The sequence below is a fragment of the Fodinicola acaciae genome, assembly GCF_010993745.1.
Classification (GTDB): domain Bacteria; phylum Actinomycetota; class Actinomycetes; order Mycobacteriales; family HKI-0501; genus Fodinicola; species Fodinicola acaciae.
Window position 1 is genome coordinate 1232399 of sequence record NZ_WOTN01000004.1, and the last position, 25267, is coordinate 1257665.

Genomic DNA, 25267 nt, shown 5'->3' on the forward strand with positions numbered 1-25267 from the left:
GGCAGCACGTCATACCGCGGAGCTATCCGATCAGGTGTCCCGGCCCGGTGAGCAGGCCACCTTCGACCGGCAGCGTGACGCCGGTGATCCAGGAGGCCTCGTCGGAGGCCAGGAACGCGACCGCGGCCGCCACGTCGGCCGGCTGGCCGACCCGTCCGAGCGGATAGATCGCCTTGAGCTCGTCCAGCGCCTCCGGCTTCGTCGCGAAGGCACGCGTCGCGATCGTCCCCGGTGCGACGACGTTGAACCGTACGCCGCTCGGTCCGTGTTTGGCGGCGAGGTTTCTGGCCAGGTTGACCAGGCCGGCCTTGGCGGCGCCGTACGGCTCGGTGCCGAGCGCGGCCAGGCCGCTGATCGAGCCGATCAGCACGACCGCGCCGCCAGGCGAGGCCCGCAGGTGCGGCAGCGCGGCCTCGACGCATCGCACCGCGCCGACAAAGGTGAAGTCGTACTGTCGCAGCCACTGCTCCTCGGTCGGCTCGGCATCGGCCGTGCCACCGAGATTGTGGCCGGCCGCGTTGACGACGATGTCCAGCCGTCCGAAGCGCTCGACCGTGCTCGCGACGGTGGCGGTCACCGAGGCGCTGTCCGTGGTGTCGCAGTGGTACGCGGCGGCCTCCGGCAGCTCCGACGCGACCGAATCGACCGCCGCCGTGTCGATGTCGGTCAACGCCACCATCGCGCCTTCGGCCGCCAGCCGCCGCGCACACGCCTCGCCGATGCCGTGGCCGGCACCGGTGACGAACGCGACCCGTCCCTCAAGTCCCCGCATGTGGATCTCCTTCTCGGTCGACGGCAGACGTTAGATGCTCGACTCGGCTCTCGGTCAAGCGCTGTCACACCCGGCTGGTACGCATGAGGAGTGCCGCTCGACGCGCTTGAGAAGACGTTGTCCCGCAACGAGATCCTCATGGAGGTGCTGGCGCGCAGCGAGCAGCTGGCGCTGCCCGGCTGGTATCTGGCCGCCGGCTGCGTCGTGCAGACCATCTGGAACGTGGTCACCGGCCGTCCGCCGACCGACGGAATCCGCGACTACGACCTCGTCTACTTCGACGCGACCGACCTGTCGTGGGAGGCGGAGGACGCGGTGATCCAGCGCGTACGCGACTGGGTCCCGGCGGAGGTGGAGCCGCGCAACGAGGCCCGGGTGCACCTCTGGTACGAGAGCAAGTTCGGCGTGCCGTGTCCGCCGTACGGCTGCACCGAGGACGCCATCGACTCCTTTCCATCGACGACGTGCAGTGTCGGCGTACGCGTCGAGGCCGGCCGCTGGCGGGTCTACGCGCCGTACGGCCTCGCCGATGCGTTCAACCTGGTCGTACGCCCCAACCCGAGGCTCGCGCCGCAGCCGGTCTACCAGGCCAAGACGGCCCGCTGGAAACAGCGCTGGCCGGAGCTCACCATCCTGCCCTGGCCCGGCTGACGGCGCAGGTCAGAGCCGTTGTCCGGCCGGCTGGGCTGCACTTTAAGGACACGTTAACGGCGCTGAGGATCCTTTGTGGCACAACGTTGGCGTCACGAGGGTGACCCCCTATGGGTAGGTGGTGGAGATGATCGAACGGCTTCCGGTCCTGTTGCACGCGCGCGATCCGATCTCGTACGCGGGGATCAAGGGACAGCTCGCGCCCAGGCCCGAGGTCCGCATCGTCAGCAACGACGAGTGGAGCTCGGCGAAGGTGGCTCTGGTGGTCACCGACCGGATCGACGAGGCGGCGATCCGCGCGCTGCGCGGCCTGCGCTGCCGCGGCATCAACCGGCTGGTCATCGTCGCCACCCAGATCGACGAGTCCGAGCTGGTCGCGGTCGTCGAGATCGGGGTCGCCGGTCTGGTACGCCGCGCCGACGCGACCGCCGAGCACCTGGTGACGGTGCTCAGGTCGGCCGCCGCCGGCGACGGCGCGGTCCCGCCGGACCTGCTGGGTCGGTTGCTCAACCAGGTCGGACAGCTGCAGAGGCAGGTGCTCGGCCCGCGGGGGCTGACCTTCTCCGGCCTGGCCGAGCGGGAGGTGCAGGTGCTCCGGCTGGTCGCCGACGGTTTCGACACCGAGGAGATCGCGCAGAAGCTGTCGTACTCGCAGCGGACGGTGAAGAACGTCCTGCACGACGTGACCAGCCGGCTGCACCTGCGTAACCGCTCGCACGCGGTCGCGTACGCACTCAAGCACGGACTCATCTGACCGGCGGTCTGCCGTCGAGGAAACCTCGGCCGGCAACGTTGCGAGGTGAGGGAACACCGGCCCCGGCGCGGCACGCGCCGGGGCCGTGTCGTTTCAGACCATTGGTCTACGGTCAATAGCGGCATCGTCTTGACCCTCGCGGACGGCGCGTGGAACCGTACCGGCATTCCACGAATTTTCCCGCTGGGAGGCCGATATGGAGCTGAGCCGTCGCCGGGTGCTGCGACTGGGCGCACTCGCCGCGACCGCTCCGGTGCTGGCCGCGTGCGGCAGTGGCGCCGGAAACTCCGCGGGCAAGCTGAAATTCGCCGGCTGGGACTACGAGTCGGCGCTGGTCGAGCAGAACATCAAGCGTTTTCAGCAGCTCAACAAGGACATCCAGATCGCCTACACGCCGGTCACCAGCTCGTCGTACGTGCAGAAAACCGTCGCCGAGTTCACCGCGGGCGACGGACCGGATGTGCTTTATGTATATGACGACTCGCTCGCCGGCTGGGTCGACGCGGGTTATCTGCAGCCGCTGGACGACCTGCCGGGGATCGACCAGCTCTATGGCCAGATCTATCCTGGCAACGTCGAGGCCATGACGTACAACGGAAAACGCTACGCTCTGCCGTATTACACCGACTCCGTGTGCCTGGTCTACAACGCCGCCATCCTGGCCAAGGCCGGCATCAAGAACCCGCCCAGGAGCCTGCCGGAGCTGGAGGCGCAGGCGAAGAAAATTCAGAGCGCCGGCATCCTGGCCAATCCGATCGGGGTCAGCGCGCTGCTGCAGGACACCTCGTGGGGTTGGTTGTGGAGCCTGGTTTTCGCCAGTGGCGGTGATTTCTTCGACGCGCACGGCGAGCCGGTCATGGACAAGACGCCGGTCGCCAAAGACATCGTCAGCTGGATCCTGAAAGCCACCAACGAAACGAAAATCATCGACCCGTCGGCAATCCAGCTGACCGGCCAGGCGATCGGTACGGCGATGATGACCGAGCGCTATGCCTTCACCTTCGAGTCGCGCTATGGCGTCCAGCTCTACAACGACCCGAAACAGTCCAAGGCGGCCGGAAAGTTCAAGATCGGCTATCTGCCGAGCCTGGACGGCCGGGTCGTCGGCACCATGAGCACGACCAGGATGTACGCACTGGCAAAGGAAACGCAGGCCAAGGACAAGGCGATGAAGCTGCTGGGCTATCTCGGCGGCGTCGACTCCAGCGGCCTGCCGTACACGGCGAAGTTCTGGTTTCTGCGCAAGGGCCTGGGTTTCGCCTACCGGTCGCTGGAGAAGGACGCCGAGGTCCAGGACGCACTCAGGAAGTTCGTCGATCCGGCCGTCTACTCCGGCATCGCCGCGATCGCCAAGCCACGGTCGGTCAACGGGCAGCCATGGTATGGCGAATACGAACACCAGCAGCAGGCGACGATACAACGCGTGCTGAGCAAGCAAACCACGCCGGAGGCCGCGATGACCACGCTGGCACAGGCCGCGCGGACGCTGAAGAAGAAATACGCCTGACGTGGTCGCGGCGACCTCGCCGGCCAGGACGCGGCGGCCGTTCAGCGACACGCTACGCGCATACCTGTTCAACCTGCCGTGCCTGCTGATCATCCTCGCGCTGATCGCCTATCCGGTCGGCTATTCGTTCTGGCTGAGCCTGCACAAATACAACCTGAAGCGGCCGGCCGCGGAGAAGTTCATCTGGCTGCGGAACTATTTCTCGCTGGTCTCCGACCCGGAGTTTCTCAGTTCTCTCAAGGTGACCGTGTCCTTCGCGGTGGTCGTCCTGGTCGTGACGCTCGTCTTCGGCCTGACACTTGCCTTGGTCCTCAACGAATCCTTCCCTGGCCGTGGCGCGCTGCGCAGCCTGGTGTTGTTGCCGTGGGCCATGCCCGGCGTGGTCAACGGCCTGATGTGGCGTACGGTTTTCGACGCGAAAACCGGGCCGTTCAACGGCGTGCTCTACCAACTCGGCCTCATCGACAGCTACCAGGGCTGGCTCAGCACGCCGACCAGCGCGTTCGTCATCTGCGCGATGACCCAGGTGTGGAACAACCTGCCGTTCACCGTCATCGTGCTGCTGGCCGGCCTGTCGATGATCCCGTCCGAGCAATACGACTCGGCGCGCGTCGATCGAGCCGGGATTTTCCAGCGTTTTGGCCACATCACGCTGCCCTGGCTGCTGCATCCCCTGCTCATCGTGCTGATCCTGGAGACGATGAACGCTTTTCGTGCCTTCGACGCGATCTACGTGCTCACCGGTGGTGGTCCAGGCGATGCGACCAACGTGATCTCGATGCTCAACGTGAAGACCATCATCTCCTACACCGACTTCGGTCTCGGCAGCGCCTATTCCTGGGTGATCACGCTGGTGTCCGCGCTGATCGCCGTCGCGTACGTCGGGACGCTTTACCGGAAGGGAAGTTTCGAGGTCTGACGTTTTTCAGCGTACGGGCCAACATCAGCGTCGCCGCCGTCACGCCGGTGACGCCGAGAGCGATCAGCCGGGGATCGGACCGGTGCAGGCCGTAGAGCAGCCAGCAGGCCAGCTCGCCGAGGACCAGGCCCCAGGTGCCACGTGAGATGCCGGTGGGGTTCCTGGTGCGCAACGCCGTCCAGATCGACGGCACGACCTGGATGACGAAAGCGGCGGCGAGGACGGTGCCGAGGCCAGGAAGCCCGGCGACGGCGACGGACGCGACGAGCAGCGCGGTCCAGCAGCCGATGAGGACGACGGCGTGCCTGGTGACCAGTCCTGCCCTGGCGAGCATCACAGCGAGCACGCCGGCGAGCAGGGCGGCCGCCGAGGACGGCAACATCGCCGTCCAGTAGGCCGACAGGGTGAAGTACGCGAACCACGCCGTGTTGTTGACGCTCGTCAACGCCGTCCACGGCCAGGAAACCCCGGCCGTGTCCCCGGTGCGGCGTACTTTGCGGATCTGCGGGAGATACTGCGGGATTCCACAGGCCGCGGCGGCGAACGGAAGAAAGTCGAGCAGCTGCGTCATATTAGGCAATAATACTGCTGCTTGCGCCGCGTTTTCTTGCTTCTTTTCGCGCACTCACCGCTGTCTCGGCTAATATTTCTTCAATGGACAACATTGACCGCAAAATGATTGCTCTGCTGGAGGCGGAGGCCCGGCTCACCGTGACCGAGCTGGCGCAGCGCGTTGGACTCAGCGTTGCCCCCTGTCACCGCCGGCTGCGTGAGCTCGAGCGGGCCGGTGCGATCCGCGGATATCGAGCCGTCGTCGACCCCGCCGCCCTCGGACTGGGGTTCGAGGCGCTGGTGTCCGTGACAATGGACCGCGAGGACGCGAGGACGATCACCGACTTCGAGAACGCCTTGGAAAGTGTGCGGGAAATCCGGGACGCCGAGCGTCTTTTCGGTGATCCCGACTATCTGCTGCGGGTCGCGACGGCCGACATCGCGTCATACCAGCGGCTCCGGGACGAAAAGCTCGCCACCCTGCCAGGCGTACGCCGGATCACCTCCACGATCGTGATGAAACGAATCGTCGAGCACCGGCCGTATCCGACCAGCTCGTGAGGTCGGGTCTCAGGCGGCCTTGCGAGGGGTGGTGGCGGTCAGCCGGAGCAGGAACTCGGCGTTGGTCTGGGTTTTGCGCAGGCCCTCCATCAGCTGCTCGATGGCGTGCTGGCCGTCGCGGGCCTGCAGCGCGCGGCGCAGATCCTGGACGATCGCCAGCTCTTCCGGTGTGAACAGCAGCTCCTCGCGGCGCGTACTCGACGCGTTGATGTCCACCGCGGGGAAAATTCGCTTTTCGGCGATCCGGCGGTCCAGGCGCAGCTCGGAGTTGCCGGTGCTTTTCAGCTCTTCGAAGATCAGCGTGTCGGCGGCCGAGCTGTTTTCCACCAGCGCGGTGGCGACGATGGTCAGCGAGCCACCGTCTTCGACGTTTCGCGCGGCGCCGAGAATCCGCTTGAGCGGATGCAGCGCGGCGGCGTCGACTCCGCCGGAGAGCACCTTGCCGGACGGACGCGCGGCCAGGTTGTACGCGCGGCCGAGCCGGGTGATCGAGTCGAGCAGGACGACCACGTCCTGGCCGTTTTCGACCAGCCTTTTGGCGCGCTCGATGGCAAGCTCGGTGACCGCGGTGTGCTCGGCCGGTGGCCGGTCGAACGTACTCGCGATCACCTCGCCGTCGACCGAGCGGCGCATGTCGGTGACCTCCTCGGGCCGCTCGTCGGCCAGCACGACCATCAGCCGGCACTCCGGATGGTTGGTCGCGACGGCGTTGGCGATCGCCTGCAGGACCGAGGTTTTTCCGGCTTTCGGCGGCGAAACGACGAGTGCGCGCTGGCCTTTGCCGATCGGCGCGATCAGGTCGATGATGCGGGTGGTGAGCTGGTGCGGGGTGGTTTCCAGCACGAAACGCTCCTGCGGATGCAGCGGCGTGAGGCTGGCGAACTGCGTCCGCCGGCTGGCCGGTGGCCGGTCGTTGACGGCGCGTACGCCGGTCAGGGTGTCGAACTTGCCGTTGCCGGCGGTTTTCTCGCCGTCGACCAGATCGCCTTTGCGCAGGCCGAATTTCTGCAGGACAGCCGGCGACACGTGCACGTCGTCGGGGCCGGCGGTGTAGCCGGTGGTGCGGAGGAAGGCGGACTTTTCCCTGATGTCAAGGATTCCGCGTACGGGTTCGGACATGGGTTTCTCCTCAAGGGGGTGTGGCAGCTCGTGCGCGGAATGGACGTCGCGCTGGAGGTGGCTGCTGCGAACTGTGACTCTAACGGCTTCCCGGGGCGGCTCGGCCGTCATCCACAGGAGCTGTTGATCGAAATGTAGCCTGTCCACAGCCGCTTGGCAAGCAAGACGCCGCCGCGGGTGTCGGACCTAACGACCACAATCGATTCGGAGGGTCTTTTATTCCGTGCGTGCAAGAAGCCGCCGGAAGACAGCGAAAGGCCCGGCCGGTGAGCCGGGCCGTGCGCGTGGTGACCGCCGTCAGGAAGGCGGCCTTCGCCGAGCGCCACCTTCCTGACACAAGTCAACGCTTACTGCCACGTTTTCGGCGGCACGCGGCGAACGCCGCGGTTTGGTCGCCCCTGGCCGCGCCACCCCGGACCGCAGCGGACGCCGGATGGCGCCGAGAATCAACTGCCAGGCCGCCATCCAGGTGGACGTACGCATGATGGCCGTGCGGGCAAGAAGCCGCCGGAAGACAGCGAAAGGCCCGGCCGGTGAGCCGGCCGGGCCTTTCGTAGGAACGGAAACTACCGGCGTACGCGTCCGGTCAGGCCGCTGGAGGCCTTGGCGACCGTGCCGGTCGCGGCCTTGGCCGACTTGGCCGACGCGGCGGTCGGCACCGGCCGCGGCAGGTACGGACAAGTCGCGTCGGCACCGGTGCCGGCCTTGCGCTGCGGCAGCTTGCCGGTGGCGAGGTAGTCGGCGACCTGGTCGTCCACGCACGACACGCCGGACAGCGACGCGGCGTGCGTCGTGCCACCGGGGCTGGCGATCAGCGACGAGTGCGGGAACAGCTTGCGCACCTGCAGCGTGCCCTCGTACGGCGTCGCCGCGTCCAGCGTCTCGTCGAGCAGCAGGATCGGCGCGACACCCTTACCGTCGATCTTGACCGGCTTGCCGGCCTTCGCGGGCCAGAACAGGCACGGCGCGTTGTACCAGGCGTTGGCCCAGGTCTCGAACGGCGCACGCGCGTACGTCAGCCAGTTGTCGACCTTCCACCGCGTCCAGCTGGTTGGCCACTGTACGTCGGTGCACTGCACGGCGTTGTAGACCGCGTAACCGTTGTCGGCGTTCGGCGCGGTCGGGTCGCCGTAGAGGTCGAGCAGCGGCTGCGCGTCCTGCTTGTGCACCCAGCCGGCGAAGGCGTTGCCGAGGTCGACCCAGCCGTAGATGTAGTAGCCGGCCTGCAGGAAGATGTCGACCCACTCGTCCGGGCCGATCTTGCCGGCCGCCGGCTTCTTGGCCAGCAGTGCCTTCTGCTTGTAGAACTCGCGCTCCACCGCGCTCTCGGTCTTGCCGAGGTGGAAGACGTTGTCATACTGCGCGACCCAGCCGAACCAGATCTTGATGTTGCGCTCGAACGCCACGTCCTGGTCCAGGTTGGCCTGATACCAGACCTTCCGCGGGTCGACGTTGGAGTCCAGCACGGCACGACGCACGTTCTTCGGGAACATCGTCGCGTAGGCCTGACCGAGGTAGGTGCCGTAGGAGAAGCCGTAGTAGTTGATCTGCTTCTCACCGAGCGCGGCGCGGATCGCGTCCATGTCGCGCACCGAGTCGGTGGTCTTCATGTGGTTGAGCAGCTCGCCGCCGTTCTTGCCGCACGCCTGCGCGTACGCCTTGGAGCGGGCCAGCCAGGTCTTCTCGATGGCCGCCGAGGTCGGCTCGTACGGCGTCCGGTTGAAGCCGGCGTAGTCGGAGATGCAGGTGAGGGCCGGCTTGCTGGAGCCGACACCGCGCGGGTCGAAGCCGATCCAGTCGTACGCGTCGCCGGCGTGCTTGGGCACCGCGGCACCGAGCGTCGACAGCGTCAGCCCGGAGCCGCCGGGACCGCCGGGGTTGGTGATCATGATGCCCTGGTACTGCGAGTCCGGCACCTTGTGCTTGATCCGGGACACCGCGAGCGAGATCTTCTTGCCGGACGGCTTGCCGTAGTCCAGCGGCACGTCGATGAACGCGCACTGCGCGCCGGCCTGCTGCAGCCGGGACGACGCGCACTTCCCCCAGTTGACGGTCGGTGCGGCGGAGGCCGGCACGCCTTGCACGGCCGACGCGAGCAGCGCGCCGACCGAAGCCGCGGCGGCCGCGACTAGCAGTTTCCTCACCAAATCCCCTTTGCCGAAAGATTTCCCGCGCCGGTCGCGGTTGTGCCGCACATTAGCGCAGGTGGCCGGGGGTGATTGTTCGCGCCGTCGAAGGTCAGGACCAGCCGCCATCCACAGGCGTTACCAAACTGTGATCGCCGCTTCAGGTTACGTTATGGCCGTGCGCGACCAAGGAGGAAATGTGCTGTTTCGTCAGGATGCCTTGCGCGGCATAGAAAACGGTACGGTGACGCTCGCGTACCGGCGCTGGCGGCGGCCGCGGGTCAAGCCAGGCACGCGCTTGCACACGGCGATCGGGATGGTCGCGATCGACGACGTGACCACGGTGACCGACATTTCCGAGGCGGACGCGCGGCTGGCCGGCGCCGCTTCGCGCGACGAGCTGTTGCGTTGGCTCGACGGCGACGACGGTGAGATCTTCCGTATCAGAGTGCGCTATGCCGGTCCTGATCCGCGCATCGCGCTGCGTGCGGACGACAACGTCGACTGGCCTGACCTCAAGGCACGGCTGGACCGGCTGGACGGGCGCGGCGCGTGGACGGCGGCGACACTGCGGCTCATCGCCGACCATCCGGCCGTACGAGCCGCCGAGCTGGCCGCCATGCTCGGCCGCGAGACCCAACCGTTCAAAGTGGACGTTCGGAAGCTGAAAGCCATGGGCCTCACCGAAAGCCTGGACGTCGGCTATCGGCTGTCACCGCGCGGCGAACGCGTCCTCGCGTTGTTGTCAGCCGAGTAGGCCGGCGCGCAGGTCGTCCGGCACGCGTTTTTTGGTGAGTTCCTTTGCATCGACGGTCACGTACACCGTGCTCGCCGCGCACGCGACGGTGTCGCCGACCTTGGCCTGGAAGTCCAGCGTGAAGCTCGTGTTGCCGATCCGCGCGGTGGACACCTCGATGACCAGTGGATCGCCCCACCGCACACCGGCCTTGTAGTCGAGCTCGGTGTGCACAAGCTGCACGTCGGTGCCGCTGGCGATCAGCTTGGGATAGGGGTGGCCGCAGTGCGCGAGATAGCCGTTGAGGGCCTCGTCGAAATAGCCGAGATACCACATGTTGAAGACGACGCCCTGTGCGTCGACCTCCAGATAGCGCACCGTCACCGGAAAACGAAAACGTTCCACCAACGTATCCTATGCGACGCGCCGTCGACGATCCGCGTCACAACTGGTGAATTCGCCCAACGGCGGCGAGTTTTTCTGGCAAGCTCCTGATGTGGATCGGTCCTGGCCGGCGGACGAAGAGGTCCGCGCGCATGCCATCGAGACGGCGCTCGCCTCACCGCGTCCTGCGCGGATCACCGCGCTCGGTCACCGTTCGGACTCGGTCACCTATCTGGTGAACGAGCGTTTCGTCTTTCGTTTCGCCAAAGAAGCGCGACCGGCGGCCGCGTTGCAGGTGGAGACCCGGCTGTTGCCGGAGCTCGCGCCGCGGCTGCCGGCGCCGGTGCCGGAGTTACGTTTCGTCGGCCAGACCTCGACCGGCCTGCCGTACGTCGGCTATCCGCAGCTCACCGGCGAGTTCCTGACCGCCGACCGGTTTTCCACCTTGGACGCCGACGCGCGGCTGCGGCTGCTGGACGAGCTGGCCGCGTTCATCGCCGCCCTGCGCGACACCGACCTGGAGATGGCGCGCGGCCTCGGCGTGCCGGAGCTGGATTTCCCGGCCGTTTTCCGAGCCGACCGGGCGCGTTTCCAGGCCGAGTTGGCCGCGGCGCTGTCGGCCGCCGACGCGGAGCGGATCGACCGGCAGTTCGCGAGCTATCTGAGCGATGCGGCCAATTTCGCGTACGAGCCGGTGCTGCTGCACAATGCGCTGTCGGTCGACCACATCCTGTGCGATCCGCTGACCGGCGCCATTCGTGGCGTACTGGACTTCGGGGCGGTCGCGATCGGCGATCCGGACTACGAGCTGAGGCACGTCGCGCGGGCGTTCGGCCTGTCGGTGGCGCTGGAGCTGGCCATCCGGCTCGGTCACCACGACCGCTCGCGGCTGGTCGACAAGCTCGACTTCTTCGTCGCCGCCGACGGCGTACGGCTGGCGATGCGCGGCCACGAGCGCGGCGACCAGGACCTGGTACGCGCCGCCCTCAGCTCCTCACGCGCCGTGTCCCGTTGAGTCGTGGTCGCATGGCCACCATACGTGCGCTGGACGCACGCATGGTGGCCATGCGACCGAAAGGCTAGAGGCCGAGGCCGCGGCCGATGACCTCTTTCATGATCTCCGTCGTGCCGCCATAGATCCTGGTGATCCGCGCGTCCGCGTACGCCCGCGCGATCGGGTATTCGTTCATGTAGCCATAGCCGCCGTGCAGCTGCAGGCACATGTCGGTGACCCGGCCCTGCAGCTCGGTGCACCACCACTTGGCCTTCGCCGCGTCCTCCGGCGTCAGCTCGCCGGCGTTGAGCGCCAGCACGCACGCGTCCACGTACGCCTGCGCCACGTCGACCTCGGTGGAGATCTCGGCGAGCTTGAAGCGGGTGTTCTGGAACGAGCCGACCGGCTGGCCGAAAGCCTTGCGTTCCTTGACATATCCGAGCGTCCAGCCGAGTGCCGCCGCCGACGCGGCGACGCCGGCGACGGCGATCGAGAGCCGCTCCTGCGGCAGGTTGGCGACCAGGTGGCGGAAGCCCTGGCCGAGCTCGCCGAGCAGGTTGCCGGCCGGCACGCGTACGTCGTGGAAGAACAGCTCGGCGGTGTCCTGCGCGTGCTGGCCGAGCTTGTCCAGGTTGCGGCCGCGCTCGAAGCCGGCCATGCCGCGCTCCAGTACGAGCAGGCTCATGCCGGCATGCCGCTGGGACGGGTCGGTTTTCACCGCGGTGATCACCAGATCGGCGTTGATGCCGTTGGTGATGAAGGTTTTCGAGCCGTTGACGACGAAATCGTCGCCGTCGCGCAGCGCGGTGGTGGACATGCCGGCAAGGTCGGAGCCGATGCCCGGCTCGGTCATCGCGATCGCGGTGATCAGCTCGCCGGAGGCGATGCCCGGCAGCCACCGCTCGCGCTGCTCTTTCGTCGCGTACGCCAGGAAATACGGCAGGCAGATGTCGTTGTGCAGGGTGATGCCGAGGCCAGCGGCGGCCGCGCCGCAGTGCTGCACCTCCTCGCCGAGCACCGCGTTGAAGCGGAAGTCGTCGACTCCACCTCCGCCGTGTTCCTCCGGCACCGCCATGCCGAGAAATCCGGCGGCACCGGCCGCGGCGAACACCTCGCGCGGCACGATCCCGGCCGTCTCCCATTCGTGCAGATGCGGCACGACCTCCTTGTCCAGGAACCGGCGGACGCTCTGCCGGAAGGCCTCGTGCTCGGAGTCGTACAGCTGGCGGCGCATGGCGGTCTCCCCGGTACGGACGGCTGCCCACCAGCTTAACGATCGTTTGGTCGACAGGTCCTGGAAATGTGCGTGTAACACTGTCCCGATGAAAAAGCCAGACAAAACGGGTGTACAAATCTAGCAAACTTGTCACATTGTGTACGCCACGTACCTTACCTAGGCTCAACTGGTTAGCACTGCGAACTTATTCATCGACGGGGAAATCCGACGCAAGCATCTCTTGACCCCGCCGTTGGTGGAGGAGGCGACGCGGAATGTGCGGAATCACCGGATGGGTGGACTTCGATCGGGACCTGACCGGCCAGCGCGACATCGCGCAGGCGATGGTCGACACGATGGCCTGCCGCGGACCGGACGCGGAGGGCCTGTGGATACGTGAGCACGTGGCGCTCGGTCATCGCCGGCTGGCCGTCATCGACCTGCCCGGCGGTGCGCAGCCGATGCCGTTCAGCCAGCACAACGAGGATGTCGTCGCGCTGACCTACTCCGGCGAGGCGTACAACTTCGTCGAGCTGCGCGACGAACTGACGGCCAACGGCCACGTCTTCCGGACCGACAGCGACACCGAGGTCGTCCTGCACGCCTACCTGCAATGGGGCGCCGAGCTGGTCGACCACCTCAACGGCATGTACGCCTTCGCCATCTGGGACACGCGTAGGGAGGAGCTGCTGCTGGTCCGCGACCGGATGGGCGTCAAGCCGCTGTACTTCGCCGCGCTGCCACACGGCGTGCTGTTCGGCTCGGAGCCGAAGGCGATCCTGGCCAACGGCCAGATCAAGCCGGTGGTCGACGCCGACGGCCTGCGCGAGACGCTGGCCTTCGTCAAGACGCCGGGCCTGTCGCCGTACAAGGGCATTCGCGAGGTGCGGCCGGGTCACGTCGTACGGATCAACCGCGACGGTGTGACCGAGCACCGCTACTGGGGCCTGCGCTCGGAGCCGCACACCGACGACCTTGAGACGACGGTGCGCACGGTCCGCGAGCTGCTCGACGACATCGTCACCCGCCAGCTGATCTCCGACGTGCCGTTGTGCACGCTGCTCTCCGGTGGCCTGGACTCCAGCGCGATCACCGCGCTGGCACAGAAATCGCTGGTCGCCACCGGCCGGCCGCCGGTGCGTTCGTTCGCCGTCGACTTCACCGGCCAGACCGAGAACTTCCAACCGGACTTCATGCGCGACACCCCGGACGGGCCGTACGTCCACGACCTCGCCGAATACGCGAAGACCGACCACCAGGACATCGTGCTCAACACGGCCGACCTGATGGACGAGCGGCACCGCGAGGCCGTCGTACGCGCACGCGACGGCCTGTCGATGGGGGACATGGACACGTCCCTCTACCTGCTTTTCAAGGCCATCCGTGAGCGCTCGACCGTCGCGTTGTCCGGCGAGTCGGCCGACGAGGTTTTCGGTGGCTACAAATGGTTTCACGACCGGGACGCGGTGCGGGCCGGTACGTTCCCGTGGCTGGCCATGCGGCAGCGGATGGACGGCGGCTGGGACCGGCTGCTCGCGCCGCGGCTGGCCAAGAAGCTGGCCGTCGCCGACTACGTCCAGCACCGCTATGCCGAGGCGATCGGCGAGGTGCCGGCGCTGGACGGCGAGGAGCCCTTCCAGGCCCGGATGCGCGAGGTCAGCTATCTGCACCTGACCCGGTTCGTGCAGAACCTGCTCGACCGCAAGGACCGGATGAGCATGGCGGTCGGCCTGGAGGTGCGCGTGCCGTTCTGCGACCACCGGCTGGTGCAGTATGTCTTCAACACGCCGTGGTCGATGAAAACCTTTGATGGTCGGGAAAAGAGCCTGCTGCGTGCGGCGACCAAGGACGTGCTGCCGGAGTCGATCGTGCAGCGGGTCAAGAGCCCCTATCCCTCGACCCAGGACCCGACCTATCACCAGGCGCTGGTCGAGTCGGTGGAGAAGCTGATCGCGCAGGGGGACAGCCCGGTCTTCGACGTGCTCAACGCCGACATGCTGCGCGCGGCCACCCGCGCGCCGGCCGGTTTCGAGCAGCCGGCGCGGATGGGGCTGGAGCTGGCGCTCAGCATGGACAAGTGGCTGCGGATCGACAACGTCGAGATCGCCGTCTGACGCCGTCAGCCAAGCGCGGCGTGCAGCTGCTCGTACGTCGGTGCGAGCTGGCGAAAGGTCTCGGCGGCGGCCTTGGCCGAGCCGGCGGTCAGCTCGTACTGCAGCGATCCGACGAGTTTTGCCTGCCGTGACAACACATCCGCGGCGCTGGCGCGGCCGATCCGGCCGAGCCAGTGCGCGGCGTCGCACAGCCGCCGCACCCCGACGCGTACGGCGAAATGCACCAGGTGACCACGGCTGTCGGGCGGCAGGCCGGCCTCGACGAGGTCGGCCAGCCGCAGCGCCGCGCTCGCGCCGCCCGCGGGTGTGTCGCAGTCCTCCAACAGCTTGCGCGCGGCCGGTACGAACTCGGTGAAAGCGGTGTCCAGGTCGACGTTTTCGGTCTTTTCCAGCTCCGTACGCATGACGAACGGCTTGCCCGTGTAGTCGATGCTGTCGGCGCGCCAGGCCGCGGCGAAGGCGCCGGCGGGCAGCGTCGCGTACGGACATCCGTGTGGATCGTGGAAAACCACGGTGTCGCCGGCGACCTCCGTGACCACCACGTAGTGATCGGACCCGATCGGGCCGGTCATCTCCGGCAGGTGCCGGAGCAGACCGATCTCCACCGGACCGACCAGTGCCGGTCGGTCGCGGACGGCCAGTCGGAGCCGTTGGATGGCATCCCCGTCGTCTTCCTCCTCGCTTCCGGTGGTCACGGTGCTGGACCAACCCAGCCGGGCCAGCGCCGCCGTGCTGCCGGCGAGCGGATCCCAGCCGTACGGGTCGAAGAACGGCAGCCGGTCATCGTCGAGCCAGAGGCCGAACGGCGACCCGGTCAGCACCTCCACTGCCGAGGGATCCTCGCCGGTCAGCATCGCGATCGAGTTGGCGTAGCAATACGGCCCTGAGCCGGTGTAGCGCGTCGTCATTCGTCGACTGTGGCAGAATTTTTACCGCGATTTCAACAATTTCGTCGTCAGGACCGGGATCGGCGGCGCACCGGCGAGGGGGGCGTTCGGCGGTGGCTGCGCCGATCCCGGACTAGTTTTATCGTACATATGTTCGAACAAGATGGCAAGTGTTGGCCGACCGTCATGCGTGGTTTTGGGTCAGTACGCGCGCCACCACAGGTTGACGGCGTAGTCGACCTCCAGGCCGCTGTGCGCGGCGATGAACTCGTCCGCGAGCGCCGACGCAAACTCGATGCGGACGACCGCCTCCAGGTCGGCGCGCGAGCCGAACCGCCACCCCATGTCCAGGCTGCGCCGCGCGAAACCGTGCCGTCCCCAGAACCGCTCGACGCGCTCCGGGTCGTACGAGGGCACCGACCGGCGAAACCACGGCGCGAAGAACGACCGCGTCGCGTCGTTGTCGATGACGAAGGCGACGCCGCCACGGCGCATCACCCGGTCGAGCTCGCGCAGGCCAGGTTCGCAGCCAGGGCCGAAAAAGTATGACCAGCGAGCGTGTGCGACGCCGATCGTACGGTCCGCCACCGGCAGCGACTGCGCGACGCCGACCCGTACGTCCACATTGGACAGAGCGGCGACCCTTCGCTGTGCCTGCCGCGCGTTTTCGCGATGTGGCTCGACGCCGACGACCGACGACGCGGTGTCTGCGAAGGCCGGCAGGTGAAAGCCGGTGCCGCAGCCGATGTCGAGGACCACATCGCCGGCCCAGTCGCGGATCTCGCGCATCGCCCGCTCCAGCACGCCGTCCGGGTCGACCGCGCGGTTTTCCAGCTCGTAAACGTCGGGATGCCGCCAGATGTTCGGACTCGGGATCGCGCCACGCACATCCGGATTATCGCACCACCACCGGTGTCGAGCCGCGCCACCGCAGCCCGGCGGCGAACATCCCTCTGCCGCTGGGAATGTTGGCGTGGAAGACGATGTGGTCGCCGACCAGGTCCTGGCCGCCGGGGTTGGCGATCGCGCCGGGCCAGGTCGAGCTGTCCATCACGTACGTGCCGGACTTCCGGTACGGCCCGGTCAGCTGCCACGCGGTCGCGAACTTCACGTGGTAGTCGACCGTGTAGGGATTTGCCGAGTAGAGCAGGACGAACCGGCCACCGTGCCGGACGATCACCGGCGCCTCGATCACGTTGTTCTCGTCACCGGCCGGATCCGCGGTCAGCAGCCGCGTACGCGGACCGGTGAAGGTGAGCCCGTCGGCGGCGACCGGCTGCAGCCAGATCGACGCCGGCCGGTCGTGCGCGTTGGCATTGTCTTTGTAGACAAGGAAATGCCGGCCGCCGACCACCAGGCTGGACGGGTCGATCGCGCCGTCCACCGGGTCGCACACGAGCGGCGCGTCGCCGACGTTGTGGAACGGCCCGGTCGGCCGGTCGGCGAGCGCGGCGCCCACGCACTGCACCTGGCCGTGGACGTTTGCCGCGAAATACATCAGAAACCGGCCGTCCGGCCGGCGCGACACGTCCGGAGCCCAGATCAGGTTGGTGCCGCTGCCGGGGTCGAAGTCGGTCCACGACGGCGCCTGCGGCAGCGCGTCGACCGGCCCGACCGACCAGGGTCCGGTCACCTTTTTGGCCGAGGCGTACGGAATGTTTCGCAGGCCGTCGGCGTACGTGCTGTTGGTTGAGTACGCGTAGTAGGTGTCGCCGACCCGCAGGACGTCGGGATCGGGGAAGTCGCGGTTGATCAGCGGCGCCGGCGTGGCGTACGCCGGAGTGCCGGCTGCCAGCGTGAAGAGCGCGGCCACCAGGGCGACCACGGCGCGACGGACGGACATCGACGGCTCCTGAGGGGTGCGACGGGACCCTATTTTTCTCACGTTGGAAAACAATTGCGCGAGCCATTGTCCACATCTGGCAGCCGAGTTTTGCGGCAGTAGCTCCTGGTTTGCCAGCTAATGGGGGTTGCCAGGCGAGCTAATGTCGACGCCGGCGCGACGCGTTGTCACGGGTAGGCGCCGAGGGTCTGGCGGCAGACCCGATGACACCGGGGATGTGCGGCACGAGCGCCGGTTGGCCGGCGCCGGCTCGTACGTCCGTCGCGCTGGACGCGCGTGGTCGGGGGAGGCTCCGGTGCTGGCGGGGTCCCGCTGGCGAACTGCCAGCGGGGACCAGTCACAGCTTCGGGGTCACAGGGACGCGACCTCCACGGTCACGCCACCGTCGCGGATGTCGGCGAGCTGGTCCTCCTTGATGCCGGAGTCGACGATCAGCAGGTCGAAATCCGTCAGCGGACACAGCTGGTGCAGCGCGCGCCGGCCGATTTTCTGTGAGTCCATCAGCAAAATCCTGGTGTGCGCGGCGCGCAGCATGGCGCGCTTGGTGAGCACGATCTCCTGCTCCTGGTGATAGGCCATCTCGTGCGTCATCGCCGACGTACTCACGAAAACCACGTCGACGGTGAGCTGCGAGATGGCGTCGATGCAGCCGACACCGCCAAACGAGTCGTGCGTGTGGGAGTATTCGCCGCCGAGCGCGATCAGCCGGATGTCCGGCATCTTCCTCAGCACGTCGATCGCGCCGATGTAGTTGGTGACGACGGTCAGCGGCGACACGTCGCCGAGCAACCGCGCCACCGCGAGCGTCGAGGTGGCGTCGTCGAGCATCACCGCCATGCCGGCCTCGACGTGCTGGCGCGCGACCCGCGCCATCGCGGCCTTCTCGGCTTGCCTGCTCTGCAGCCGAAACTCGATGTTGCTCTCGAAAACGCTGGACGGTTGCGCGGACACACCGCCGCGGAACTTCCGTACGATGCCCTGCCGCGACAGGTCCTCCAGATCGCGGTGCACGGTCATCAGGCTGACGCCGGTCAGGTCGGCGAGCTCGTTGGCGGTCGCGGACTCGTGGTCGAGCACATACCTGGCGATCATCTCCTGGCGAGCCCGGCGGGCCGATGCGGGCTTTTGTGCGTCCATGCGGCCTGAGCCTAGAAGGTCCGGCCTTCGGCCACTAACGGGGCATTGAACCTTTCCAGCCTGAACATCCGGTCAGTGACCAGCAGATCTGTCCTGGAAACGTTGTCAGGGCCGCGAAGCAGCCGGCGATACGCGGACAGCTCGATGCCGAGGACGCGGCACAGCGCCAGCCGGATGGCGGTGTTGTGGCCGACGACCAGCACATGTTCGCCGCGATGGCGTTCTGCCAGCGACAACAGGCAGTGCCGCATTCGTTCGGCGGCGTCGGAAATCGTTTCCGCGCCAGGAAAAGGCGAGGCGACGGGATCGCGTACGAACGCGTCGGCGATCTCCGGCGGCAGCTCGGCGAGCGTACGTCCTTCGGCCTCGCCGAAATGCACCTCGCGCAGGTCGTCGTGGATGTCCGGCTCCAGACCGAGAATCCGCGCCGCCGGCGCGGCGGTCAGTCGCGACCGGGTCAGCGGCGAACAGGCGATCGCGTCCGGCTTGGCGACCGCGGCCCATTCGCCGAGCGCCTCGGCCTGTGCCAGTCCGGTGGCGGTGAGGTCCACATCGGACGATCCGGCATAGCGGTTGTCCGCGTGCCAAATTGTCTGTCCGTGCCGGACAAGGGTCAGCAGGGTCACGAGTTTTCCTTCAACGGCAGCAATGCGCGCTCGGCGAGCCGGGCTGGCAGCCAGTCGCGGCGGCGCAGCTCGGCGACGAAACGGGCGTACGCCTCGTCGAAACGGCCGGTCCGGTCGCCGCGCGGCTCGAAGACACGGTCGATGCGAACCATGGTCTCGGCGGTCTCGGTCAGCCGGCCGGGTGGCGCGGCGGCCAGGATCGCCATGCCGGCGGCGGCTTCCACGTAGGCCGGCACCGCGATCGGCCGGCCCATGACGTCGGCGCGCAGCTGGTTCCAGTAGCGGTTGCGGCTGCCGCCGCCGGTCGCGGTGAGCCGGCCACCGACCTCCGCGCCGATCGCCGCCAGCGCCGCGTACGCGAGACGCTCGGTGAAGGCGACCGACTGCAGGACGGCGGCGAACCGCGCCGTCTCGTCCGCCGGCACGCCAATCGAGAAGCCGTCCGCGTCCGGTGCCCGGAACGGGAACCGCTCACCGTGTCCGACCAGCGGATACGTCACGCCTGGCGCTGGCTCGCCGGCGGCAGCGGCGGCGGTCAGCCGGTCGAGCTCGTCGGCCGGGAAGTCGCGCGCCAGCACGCCGGCGCCGACGTTGGAGGCGCCGCCAGGCAGCCAGCCGCCGTCTGGATGCAGGTGCGAGTAGACGCTGCCGTCGGGGTCTTTGAGCAGCGTGGTCGAGACGCCTTTGATGGCCAGCGTGGTGCCGAGCACGGAGTTCCAGCTGCCGGGCCGCAGCGCTCCGGCGCCGATCTGCGCGGCGCAGCTGTCGGTGATGCCGGCGAGCACCGGCATGCCGGCGCGCAGGCCGGTGCGCTCGGCGGCCTTGGCCGTCAGCTGGCCGAGCGGCGTACCGGGAAGGACCAGGTCAGGCAGGATCGCCGGGTCGAGGCCGAGCGCGTCGAGCACGTCGGTCGGCCAACGGCGCTCGATCAGGTCGGCGCCGGTTTTCAGCGCGTGGCCGGTGTCGGTGGCGACCGGGTGTCCGACCAGCCGCGCGGCGACGTGGTCGGCCTGGTGCTCGACCCGCCTGGCGCCGGTGAGCTGGCCGTTGGTCGCGAGCCAGCGGATCTTCGGCAGGCCCCAGGAGGCCTGGATCTGATAGCCGAGGCGGTCCCACAGCTGCGCGCCGGCCCGCTGGACGATCGCCGCCTCGGCCTCCGCGCGCGTGTCGTCGTACATCAGCGCTGGTCCGGCCGGTCGTCCGGCGTGGTCGACGACCAGCACGGTCCCGGAGGTGCCGCAGATCGCGGCGGCGCGTACGCGGCTGGCGTCGACGTCGGCCAGTGCCTGGCGGCTGGCCGCGCAGACCGCCGACCACCACTCGTCCGGATCCTGCTCGTGCGTCGACGCCGTACGCCGGTCGCTGGTCAGCGCCGCGAAACCGGCCGCGACCTGCACTCCGGTGGCGTCAAGCAGGACGACGCGCGCGCTCTGGGTGCCGACGTCGATGCCGGCCCACAGCTCGTCCCCCGCGTCGCGCACGTCCCGCAGCCACCCCGCGTCTCAGCAAGATCACATACATGAATGATAATTCTGTCGTTCTTCATGTTAATTGGAGTCAGCTGCGCGGTCAGGACAGGGTCGCGCTGCAGTTCGCGATCGCGTTGCTGCCGGTCGCGTCGCGGGTGTCGACCAGGTTGCCGTCGACGGTGATCGAGCAGGTGATTTTCCCCTGGTACGTGTCGTTGTTGCGGACGTACAGGTGGATGGTCGTGACGTCGGCGCCGTCGATCGTCTCGTAGTCCGTCCACGGCGAGTCGACGTAGCTCTCGGTCTGCGTGACGGCGGAGTCGTCGTCGTACTCCACCTGGAAGACCGTGTCGTCGTCGGAGTCGGCTCGGTAGGTGACGGCGTGCACCCCGCCGGCCGTCGCCGAGCTGTCGACGGTCGGGTCGGCCGTACGCGAGGTCACCCAGACGACCGCGCCGGCGCCGCCGGCACACACGCACAGGACGATGACCAGCGCGCCGGCGACGATGCCGATGACGGCGCCGTTGCTCAGCCTCATGCCCGTATCCCTCTGTCCCCCTCGTCCAGGAGCATACGCACTGACCAGCACCGACGACATTTCGGCGGATGACAAAGCGTTACCGGCCGACACTGGACGCATGGTCGCGATTCACCGTAAACAGTCCAGCTGGATGCCGCTGGCGACGCTGTGCCTCGGCTTTTTCATGGTCATCCTCGACGTCACGATCGTCACGGTCGCCAATCCGACCATCGGCGCGCGGCTGCACGCCGGCGTCACGGCTCTGCAGTGGGTCGTCGACGGCTACACGATGGTGTTCGCCGGCCTGTTGCTGATCGCTGGCGGTCTCGGCGACCAGCTCGGCGCGCGCCGTGTTTTCGTTGCCGGATTGACGATTTTCACGCTCGCCTCGATCGCGTGCGGCCTGTCGCCGACGCCTGGCCTGCTCATCGCCGCGCGACTGGCGCAGGGTGCCGGTGCCGCGCTGATCGTGCCGACCTCGCTGTCCTTGTTGCAGGCGTCGTATCCCGACCGTGCGAGCCGAGCGCGCGCGTACGGCGTGTGGGCCGCGATGGGCGGGATCGCGGCGGCGGCCGGACCGGTGCTCGGCGGCGTACTCGTCACCGCCGTCGGCTGGCCGGCGGTGTTCTTCGTGAACGTGCCGGTCGGTTTGGCGGCGTTGCTGGGAACCCTGCGGTTCGTGCCGGAGACGGCGTCGACCGGCGTGGCGGTGTGGCCGGAGATCGGCGTGCAGGCCTTCGGCGTCGGTTTCCTGGCCGCGTTGACGGCTGGCCTGAACGAGGCGGGTTCGTCCGGTTGGACGGCCCCGCTGGTCCTCCTCGCGCTGGCCGTTTCCGTTGTCCTGCTTGGTGTTTTCGTACTTTTGGAACGCCGGTCGCGCGCGCCGATGCTGCCGTTGGGGTTGTTCCGGCGCGCGGAGTTTTCCGCGGCGGCCGTCGTGGGTGTGCTGATCAACGTCGGCTTCTATGGCCTGCTTTTCCTGGCGCCGCTGTATTTCAGCCAGGTCTATGGCTATGGTCCGCTGCTCACCGGCCTGGCCGTACTCCCGCTGGCCGCCGTCGTGGCGCTGTCGTCGGCGGTGTCCGGTCGGGTGACGGCGAAGCTCGGACCGCGTACGCCGATGCTGGTCGGCCTGCCGATCGGTGCGCTGGGTCTGCTCGGGTGGCTGGTCGCCGGCCCGTCGACGCCGTACGCGTTGCTGGTCGCGCCGATGATCGCGGCCGGCTTCGGCATCTCGTTCACCATGCCGGCCTCGACCGCCGCGATCATGGAGGCGGCACCGGCCGACCGTGGCGGCGTCGCGTCGGCCGTGTTCAACGCGAGCCGCCAGGTCGGCACCGCGATCGGCGTCGGCGTACTCGGGTCACTGGCCGCCGCCGGTGGCTTGGTCGCCGGCCTGCACGCCGGCGTACTCGTCGGCGCCGCCGCCTTCCTGCTGGCCGCGACCGTGACCGCACTCTTCGTCCCGCGTACGACCTGAAAATGGCCCCCCGCTGCCAGAGTCCCCGCCGGCCCCGACAAAACCGCGCCGCTCCTCCCAACTACCCGCTACAGCGCGAAACTGTCGTACCCCCCTGCCAATCTGGCCCCCACCCAAAACGGGCGGGGGGTGGGTTCGCGTGGCAACTTACATACATAGAAAGTTGATCTTGGCGTGCTCGGTGGTCGCATGGACCCCTTGCTTGCGTCAGACGCAAGCAAGGGGTCCATGCGACCAGGCAACAGCCCGCGCAAACCGACATTTAGCGCTACATGTCTCGCCGGATGCACGCATGGTGGCCATGCGCGCATCCAACGCACGCATGGTGGCCATGCGCGCACCCGGCACGGCGGCGCCGAGGGCAAGCGGCGCCGGGCAAGTGGCGCCCAGGGCAAGCGGCCCCACGTATGCCGTGACCAGCAAAAACGGCACTCGCGCCACATTCGGCCCGGCCGATGGGGGAGCATGGCCGGGTGAAGCTCTCGCGCCGCACCACACCAGCCGCCACCCCGGCGGCTGACCGGGCCGGCGGCGCGCAGAGCCTGCCGCCGGACCCGCCGCCGCGAGTACGCCGGCCGCTCGACCTCGTCCGGCTCGCGGTCACCGTCCTCGGCCTGGCGCTCGTCGTCCTCGTCGGCATGGTCGCGGCCAACACCGTCGCCGGCATCGGGGCCGACACCGACGCGGCCGGCGCGATCCCGCGGATCGTCCTCGCCGCGGCGGCGACCGTCGCCGCGTTGGCGCTGGCCGGCGTCATCCTGGTCGACCTCGCGGCGCACCGGCGGCTGCGTACGCTCGCCGAGGCCGCGGCCGGTCTGCTGGTCGCGGCGATCCTGCTGGCCGGCGCGCGGATCGCGCTCAGCCACGTGCTGCCAGCCCACCTGGCCGGGGCCGGCTATCGGCCGCTGGAGCTGCTGGTCGGCGGCCTCGCCGCGGTGGCGACCATCGCGCGGATCGGCCGCCGGCTCCGGTTCGCGACCACCGCGGTGTTCGCGATGGCCGCCGTGGCGATGCTCTTCGTCGGTTCGAACGTGCTCGCGGTGGCGGTCGCGCTGCTCGCCGGCCGGCTGGTCGGCCTGCTCGTACGCCTCGCGTGCGGCACACCGACGACCAGGCCGCGACCGGCCGACGTACTCGCGGCGCTGACCAGGATGGCCATCGACGTCACGGACCTGCGCGCCAGCGAGTCCGGCTATCTCGCCACCGAGGCCGCCGGCCGCCGCCTGCTCATCCGCGTCCTCGACCGTGACCGAGCCGGCGCCGTACGCCAGCTCTGGCGATACGTACGCCTGCACGACCAGCCGCTGTCGTTGTCGCTGCGCCGCACGCTCGAGCGCCGCGCGATGATGGCGATGGCGATGACAAACGCCGGTGTACGCACCGAGTGCCTGGTCGGCGCGGCTCCGATCGCACCGGACGCGGCGATCCTCGTCGTCGAGGATCGCGGCGGCCGTACGCTGAGCGACCTCGCGCCGGACGAGCTCACCGACGATCTGCTCGACGACACCTGGCGCCAGCTGAAGCTGCTGCAGCGCCAGGCCATCGCGCATCGCGGTCTGGACGCCGTGCACCTGGTGGTGCAATCGGGTCCCGAATGTAACGGCGCCGCGGTCGGGATCCGGCTGACCGGAGGCGGGACGATCGCCGCCGACGACCTCGCGCTGGCAGTCGACCGCGCCCAGTTGCTCGTCACGACGGCTCTGCTGGCAGGCACCGAACGCGCGGTGCAGAGCGCGCTGCGCGTCATCGGCGCCGAAGCGCTCGCCAGCGCCGTGCCACTGCTCCAGCCAATCGTCCTCACGCCTTCGACGCGCGCGTCGCTGCGGCGTGAGGACGGCCTCATCGACCGCCTACGCGAGGGCATCCTCGCCGCAGTGCCAGGCACGCCGGCCACCACGGTCCGAGTCGAGCGCTTCCGCCTTCGTACGGTCGTGTCCGCCGTGATCGCGATCGCCGCCGTCGTCGTGCTGGTCAACCAGGTGGCCGGCCTGGACCTGTGGTCGGTGGTACGCAACGCCGACTGGCGATGGGGACTGCTCGGCGTCGCGCTCTCGGCGGCGCGCTTCCTCGGCGCCGGACTCGGGCTGGTCGGCTTCGTCGCCGAGAAGCTCAGCCTGCGCCGGACGGTGCTGGCGCAGCTGGCCTGCTCGTACGTCGGACTGGCCGCGCCGGCCGGCATTGGCGTCGCCGCGCTGAATGTCCGATTCCTCGGCAAGAGTGGCGTGCCGGCCGCGCCGGCGCTCGCGAGCATCGCGCTGTGGCAGCTCGGCAGCCTGACGGTGAGCGTCACCTGGGTGCTGATCTTCGACTTCGTGTACGGCATCAGCCAGCCGGTCGTACCGGTGCCCCGCGGCACCGGCCTGGTGCTGCTGGCGGTCGCCGTCGCCGCACTGCTGGTCGTCTTCGCGGTGCCGCGTACGCGCCGGTTCGCGATCGCGCGCATCCAGCCCTACCTCGACCAGGTGCGGCCGCGGATGGCCTCGGTGCTGACTCGGCCGCGGCGCGTACTCACCGGCATGGGCGGGTTGTTCTTCCAGTCGATCTGCAACGTGCTGGTGATGGCGGTGTGCGTACGCGCGTTCCACGGCGAGGCGTCGCTGCTGACGATCACGTTCGTCGTGGTGGTCGGCGTCGCGCTCGGCTCGGCCGCGCCGACTCCCGGCGGTCTCGGGGCGGTCGAGGCGGTGCTGGCCGCCGGTCTCACGGCCGCCACCGGCATCAGCCCGGCCACCGCGGTGTCGGCCGTACTGCTCTATCGGCTGCTCACGTTCTGGCTGCCGGTGCTGCCGGGATGGGCCGCCTTCAGCTACATGCAGCGCGGCGAGCTGCTGTAAAACCGCAGGTCAGTGGACCGGCAATGACAACGGGTGTCACATATGCAGATTTGACTATGTGTTGCT

22 protein-coding genes and 1 pseudogene are annotated in these 25267 nt (G+C 68.4%); 10 read left to right on the top strand and 13 right to left on the bottom strand.

All coding sequences use genetic code 11. The features are described from left to right. Positions 1-22 precede the first annotated feature (22 nt). Complete coding sequence (locus GNX95_RS41315; RefSeq protein ID WP_163513607.1) at positions 23-772, bottom strand: SDR family NAD(P)-dependent oxidoreductase; 750 nt, start codon at positions 770-772, stop codon at positions 23-25. Between the two features lie 90 nt (positions 773-862). Between GNX95_RS41315 and GNX95_RS41320 the strand changes: the two genes are divergently transcribed. From GNX95_RS41320 to GNX95_RS41335, 4 genes are all read left to right on the top strand, one after another. Then, the gene (locus tag GNX95_RS41320; protein ID WP_246281934.1) at positions 863-1423 is read left to right on the top strand and encodes a nucleotidyltransferase family protein; all 561 of its coding nucleotides are present in this window, start codon (positions 863-865) and stop codon (positions 1421-1423) included. A gap of 127 nt (positions 1424-1550) precedes the next feature. Continuing rightward, complete coding sequence (locus GNX95_RS41325; RefSeq protein ID WP_187369766.1) at positions 1551-2177, top strand: response regulator transcription factor; 627 nt, start codon at positions 1551-1553, stop codon at positions 2175-2177. Between the two features lie 196 nt (positions 2178-2373). After that, positions 2374-3684: an ABC transporter substrate-binding protein gene (locus GNX95_RS41330; protein WP_163513608.1), complete on the top strand. Its 1311-nt coding sequence runs from the start codon at positions 2374-2376 to the stop codon at positions 3682-3684. Between the two features lies 1 nt (position 3685). Beyond that, positions 3686-4603 carry a carbohydrate ABC transporter permease gene (locus GNX95_RS41335; protein ID WP_163513609.1) on the top strand — a complete coding sequence of 306 codons (918 nt, stop codon included), beginning with the start codon at positions 3686-3688 and terminating at the stop codon, positions 4601-4603. On the opposite strand, the gene GNX95_RS41340 is transcribed toward GNX95_RS41335, so the two are convergent. Then, positions 4530-5174 (bottom strand): PQ-loop repeat-containing protein, encoded by a 645-nt coding sequence (locus tag GNX95_RS41340; protein ID WP_163513610.1) that lies wholly within the window; start codon positions 5172-5174, stop codon positions 4530-4532. The two genes, GNX95_RS41335 and GNX95_RS41340, sit on opposite strands and share 74 nt — an antisense overlap. Before the next feature lie 83 nt (positions 5175-5257). On the opposite strand from GNX95_RS41340, the gene GNX95_RS41345 reads away from it, so the two are divergent. Then, on the top strand, positions 5258-5716 hold the full coding sequence (locus GNX95_RS41345) for an Lrp/AsnC family transcriptional regulator (RefSeq protein WP_163513611.1): 459 nt from the start codon (positions 5258-5260) through the stop codon (positions 5714-5716). A gap of 9 nt (positions 5717-5725) precedes the next feature. Here GNX95_RS41345 and rho read toward each other — a convergent pair. Further along, a pseudogene (gene rho, locus GNX95_RS41350) lies at positions 5726-6850 on the bottom strand (transcription termination factor Rho); the annotation flags it as partial. Between the two features lie 551 nt (positions 6851-7401). Continuing rightward, entirely contained in the window at positions 7402-8979 is a 1578-nt protein-coding gene (locus GNX95_RS41355) for an alpha/beta hydrolase (protein ID WP_187369767.1), read from the bottom strand. A gap of 181 nt (positions 8980-9160) precedes the next feature. On the opposite strand from GNX95_RS41355, the gene GNX95_RS41360 reads away from it, so the two are divergent. After that, complete coding sequence (locus tag GNX95_RS41360; RefSeq protein WP_163513614.1) at positions 9161-9718, top strand: ASCH domain-containing protein; 558 nt, start codon at positions 9161-9163, stop codon at positions 9716-9718. Here the strand turns inward: GNX95_RS41360 and GNX95_RS41365 are convergent. Beyond that, a complete protein-coding gene (locus GNX95_RS41365) occupies positions 9707-10102 on the bottom strand; it encodes an acyl-CoA thioesterase (RefSeq protein WP_246281935.1) in 396 nt (131 codons plus the stop codon). The genes GNX95_RS41360 and GNX95_RS41365 overlap by 12 nt on opposite strands. Positions 10103-10193: 91 nt before the next feature. Between GNX95_RS41365 and GNX95_RS41370 the strand changes: the two genes are divergently transcribed. Further along, positions 10194-11096 carry a phosphotransferase family protein gene (locus tag GNX95_RS41370; RefSeq protein ID WP_163513615.1) on the top strand — a complete coding sequence of 301 codons (903 nt, stop codon included), beginning with the start codon at positions 10194-10196 and terminating at the stop codon, positions 11094-11096. A gap of 64 nt (positions 11097-11160) precedes the next feature. On the opposite strand, the gene GNX95_RS41375 is transcribed toward GNX95_RS41370, so the two are convergent. Beyond that, complete coding sequence (locus tag GNX95_RS41375) at positions 11161-12309, bottom strand: acyl-CoA dehydrogenase family protein (protein WP_163513616.1); 1149 nt, start codon at positions 12307-12309, stop codon at positions 11161-11163. Between the two features lie 257 nt (positions 12310-12566). On the opposite strand from GNX95_RS41375, the gene asnB reads away from it, so the two are divergent. Next, positions 12567-14405, top strand: coding sequence for an asparagine synthase (glutamine-hydrolyzing) (asnB, locus tag GNX95_RS41380; RefSeq protein WP_163513617.1), 1839 nt, complete (start codon positions 12567-12569; stop codon positions 14403-14405). 5 nt (positions 14406-14410) lie between these two features. On the opposite strand, the gene GNX95_RS41385 is transcribed toward asnB, so the two are convergent. The 7 genes from GNX95_RS41385 to GNX95_RS41415 form a co-directional block, all read right to left on the bottom strand. Then, the gene (locus tag GNX95_RS41385) at positions 14411-15313 is read right to left on the bottom strand and encodes a hypothetical protein (protein ID WP_163513618.1); all 903 of its coding nucleotides are present in this window, start codon (positions 15311-15313) and stop codon (positions 14411-14413) included. A gap of 180 nt (positions 15314-15493) precedes the next feature. Continuing rightward, a complete protein-coding gene (locus GNX95_RS41390) occupies positions 15494-16180 on the bottom strand; it encodes a class I SAM-dependent methyltransferase (protein ID WP_163513619.1) in 687 nt (228 codons plus the stop codon). A 7-nt stretch (positions 16181-16187) separates the two neighbouring features. Beyond that, on the bottom strand, positions 16188-17135 hold the full coding sequence (locus GNX95_RS41395) for a glycoside hydrolase family 43 protein (RefSeq protein WP_163513620.1): 948 nt from the start codon (positions 17133-17135) through the stop codon (positions 16188-16190). 351 nt (positions 17136-17486) lie between these two features. After that, positions 17487-18272 carry a DeoR/GlpR family DNA-binding transcription regulator gene (locus GNX95_RS41400; protein ID WP_163513621.1) on the bottom strand — a complete coding sequence of 262 codons (786 nt, stop codon included), beginning with the start codon at positions 18270-18272 and terminating at the stop codon, positions 17487-17489. Positions 18273-18283: 11 nt separating this feature from the next. Next, positions 18284-18898: a histidine phosphatase family protein gene (locus GNX95_RS41405; protein ID WP_222854317.1), complete on the bottom strand. Its 615-nt coding sequence runs from the start codon at positions 18896-18898 to the stop codon at positions 18284-18286. Next, positions 18895-20379: an FGGY-family carbohydrate kinase gene (locus GNX95_RS41410; protein WP_222854318.1), complete on the bottom strand. Its 1485-nt coding sequence runs from the start codon at positions 20377-20379 to the stop codon at positions 18895-18897. The genes GNX95_RS41405 and GNX95_RS41410 overlap by 4 nt, the downstream gene beginning before the upstream one ends. 88 nt (positions 20380-20467) lie before the next feature. Continuing rightward, complete coding sequence (locus GNX95_RS41415; RefSeq protein WP_163513622.1) at positions 20468-20905, bottom strand: hypothetical protein; 438 nt, start codon at positions 20903-20905, stop codon at positions 20468-20470. A 100-nt stretch (positions 20906-21005) separates the two neighbouring features. On the opposite strand from GNX95_RS41415, the gene GNX95_RS41420 reads away from it, so the two are divergent. Continuing rightward, complete coding sequence (locus tag GNX95_RS41420; RefSeq protein WP_187369768.1) at positions 21006-22367, top strand: DHA2 family efflux MFS transporter permease subunit; 1362 nt, start codon at positions 21006-21008, stop codon at positions 22365-22367. A 473-nt stretch (positions 22368-22840) separates the two neighbouring features. Then, a complete protein-coding gene (locus GNX95_RS41425; protein WP_163513623.1) occupies positions 22841-25201 on the top strand; it encodes a lysylphosphatidylglycerol synthase transmembrane domain-containing protein in 2361 nt (786 codons plus the stop codon). Positions 25202-25267 lie beyond the last annotated feature (66 nt).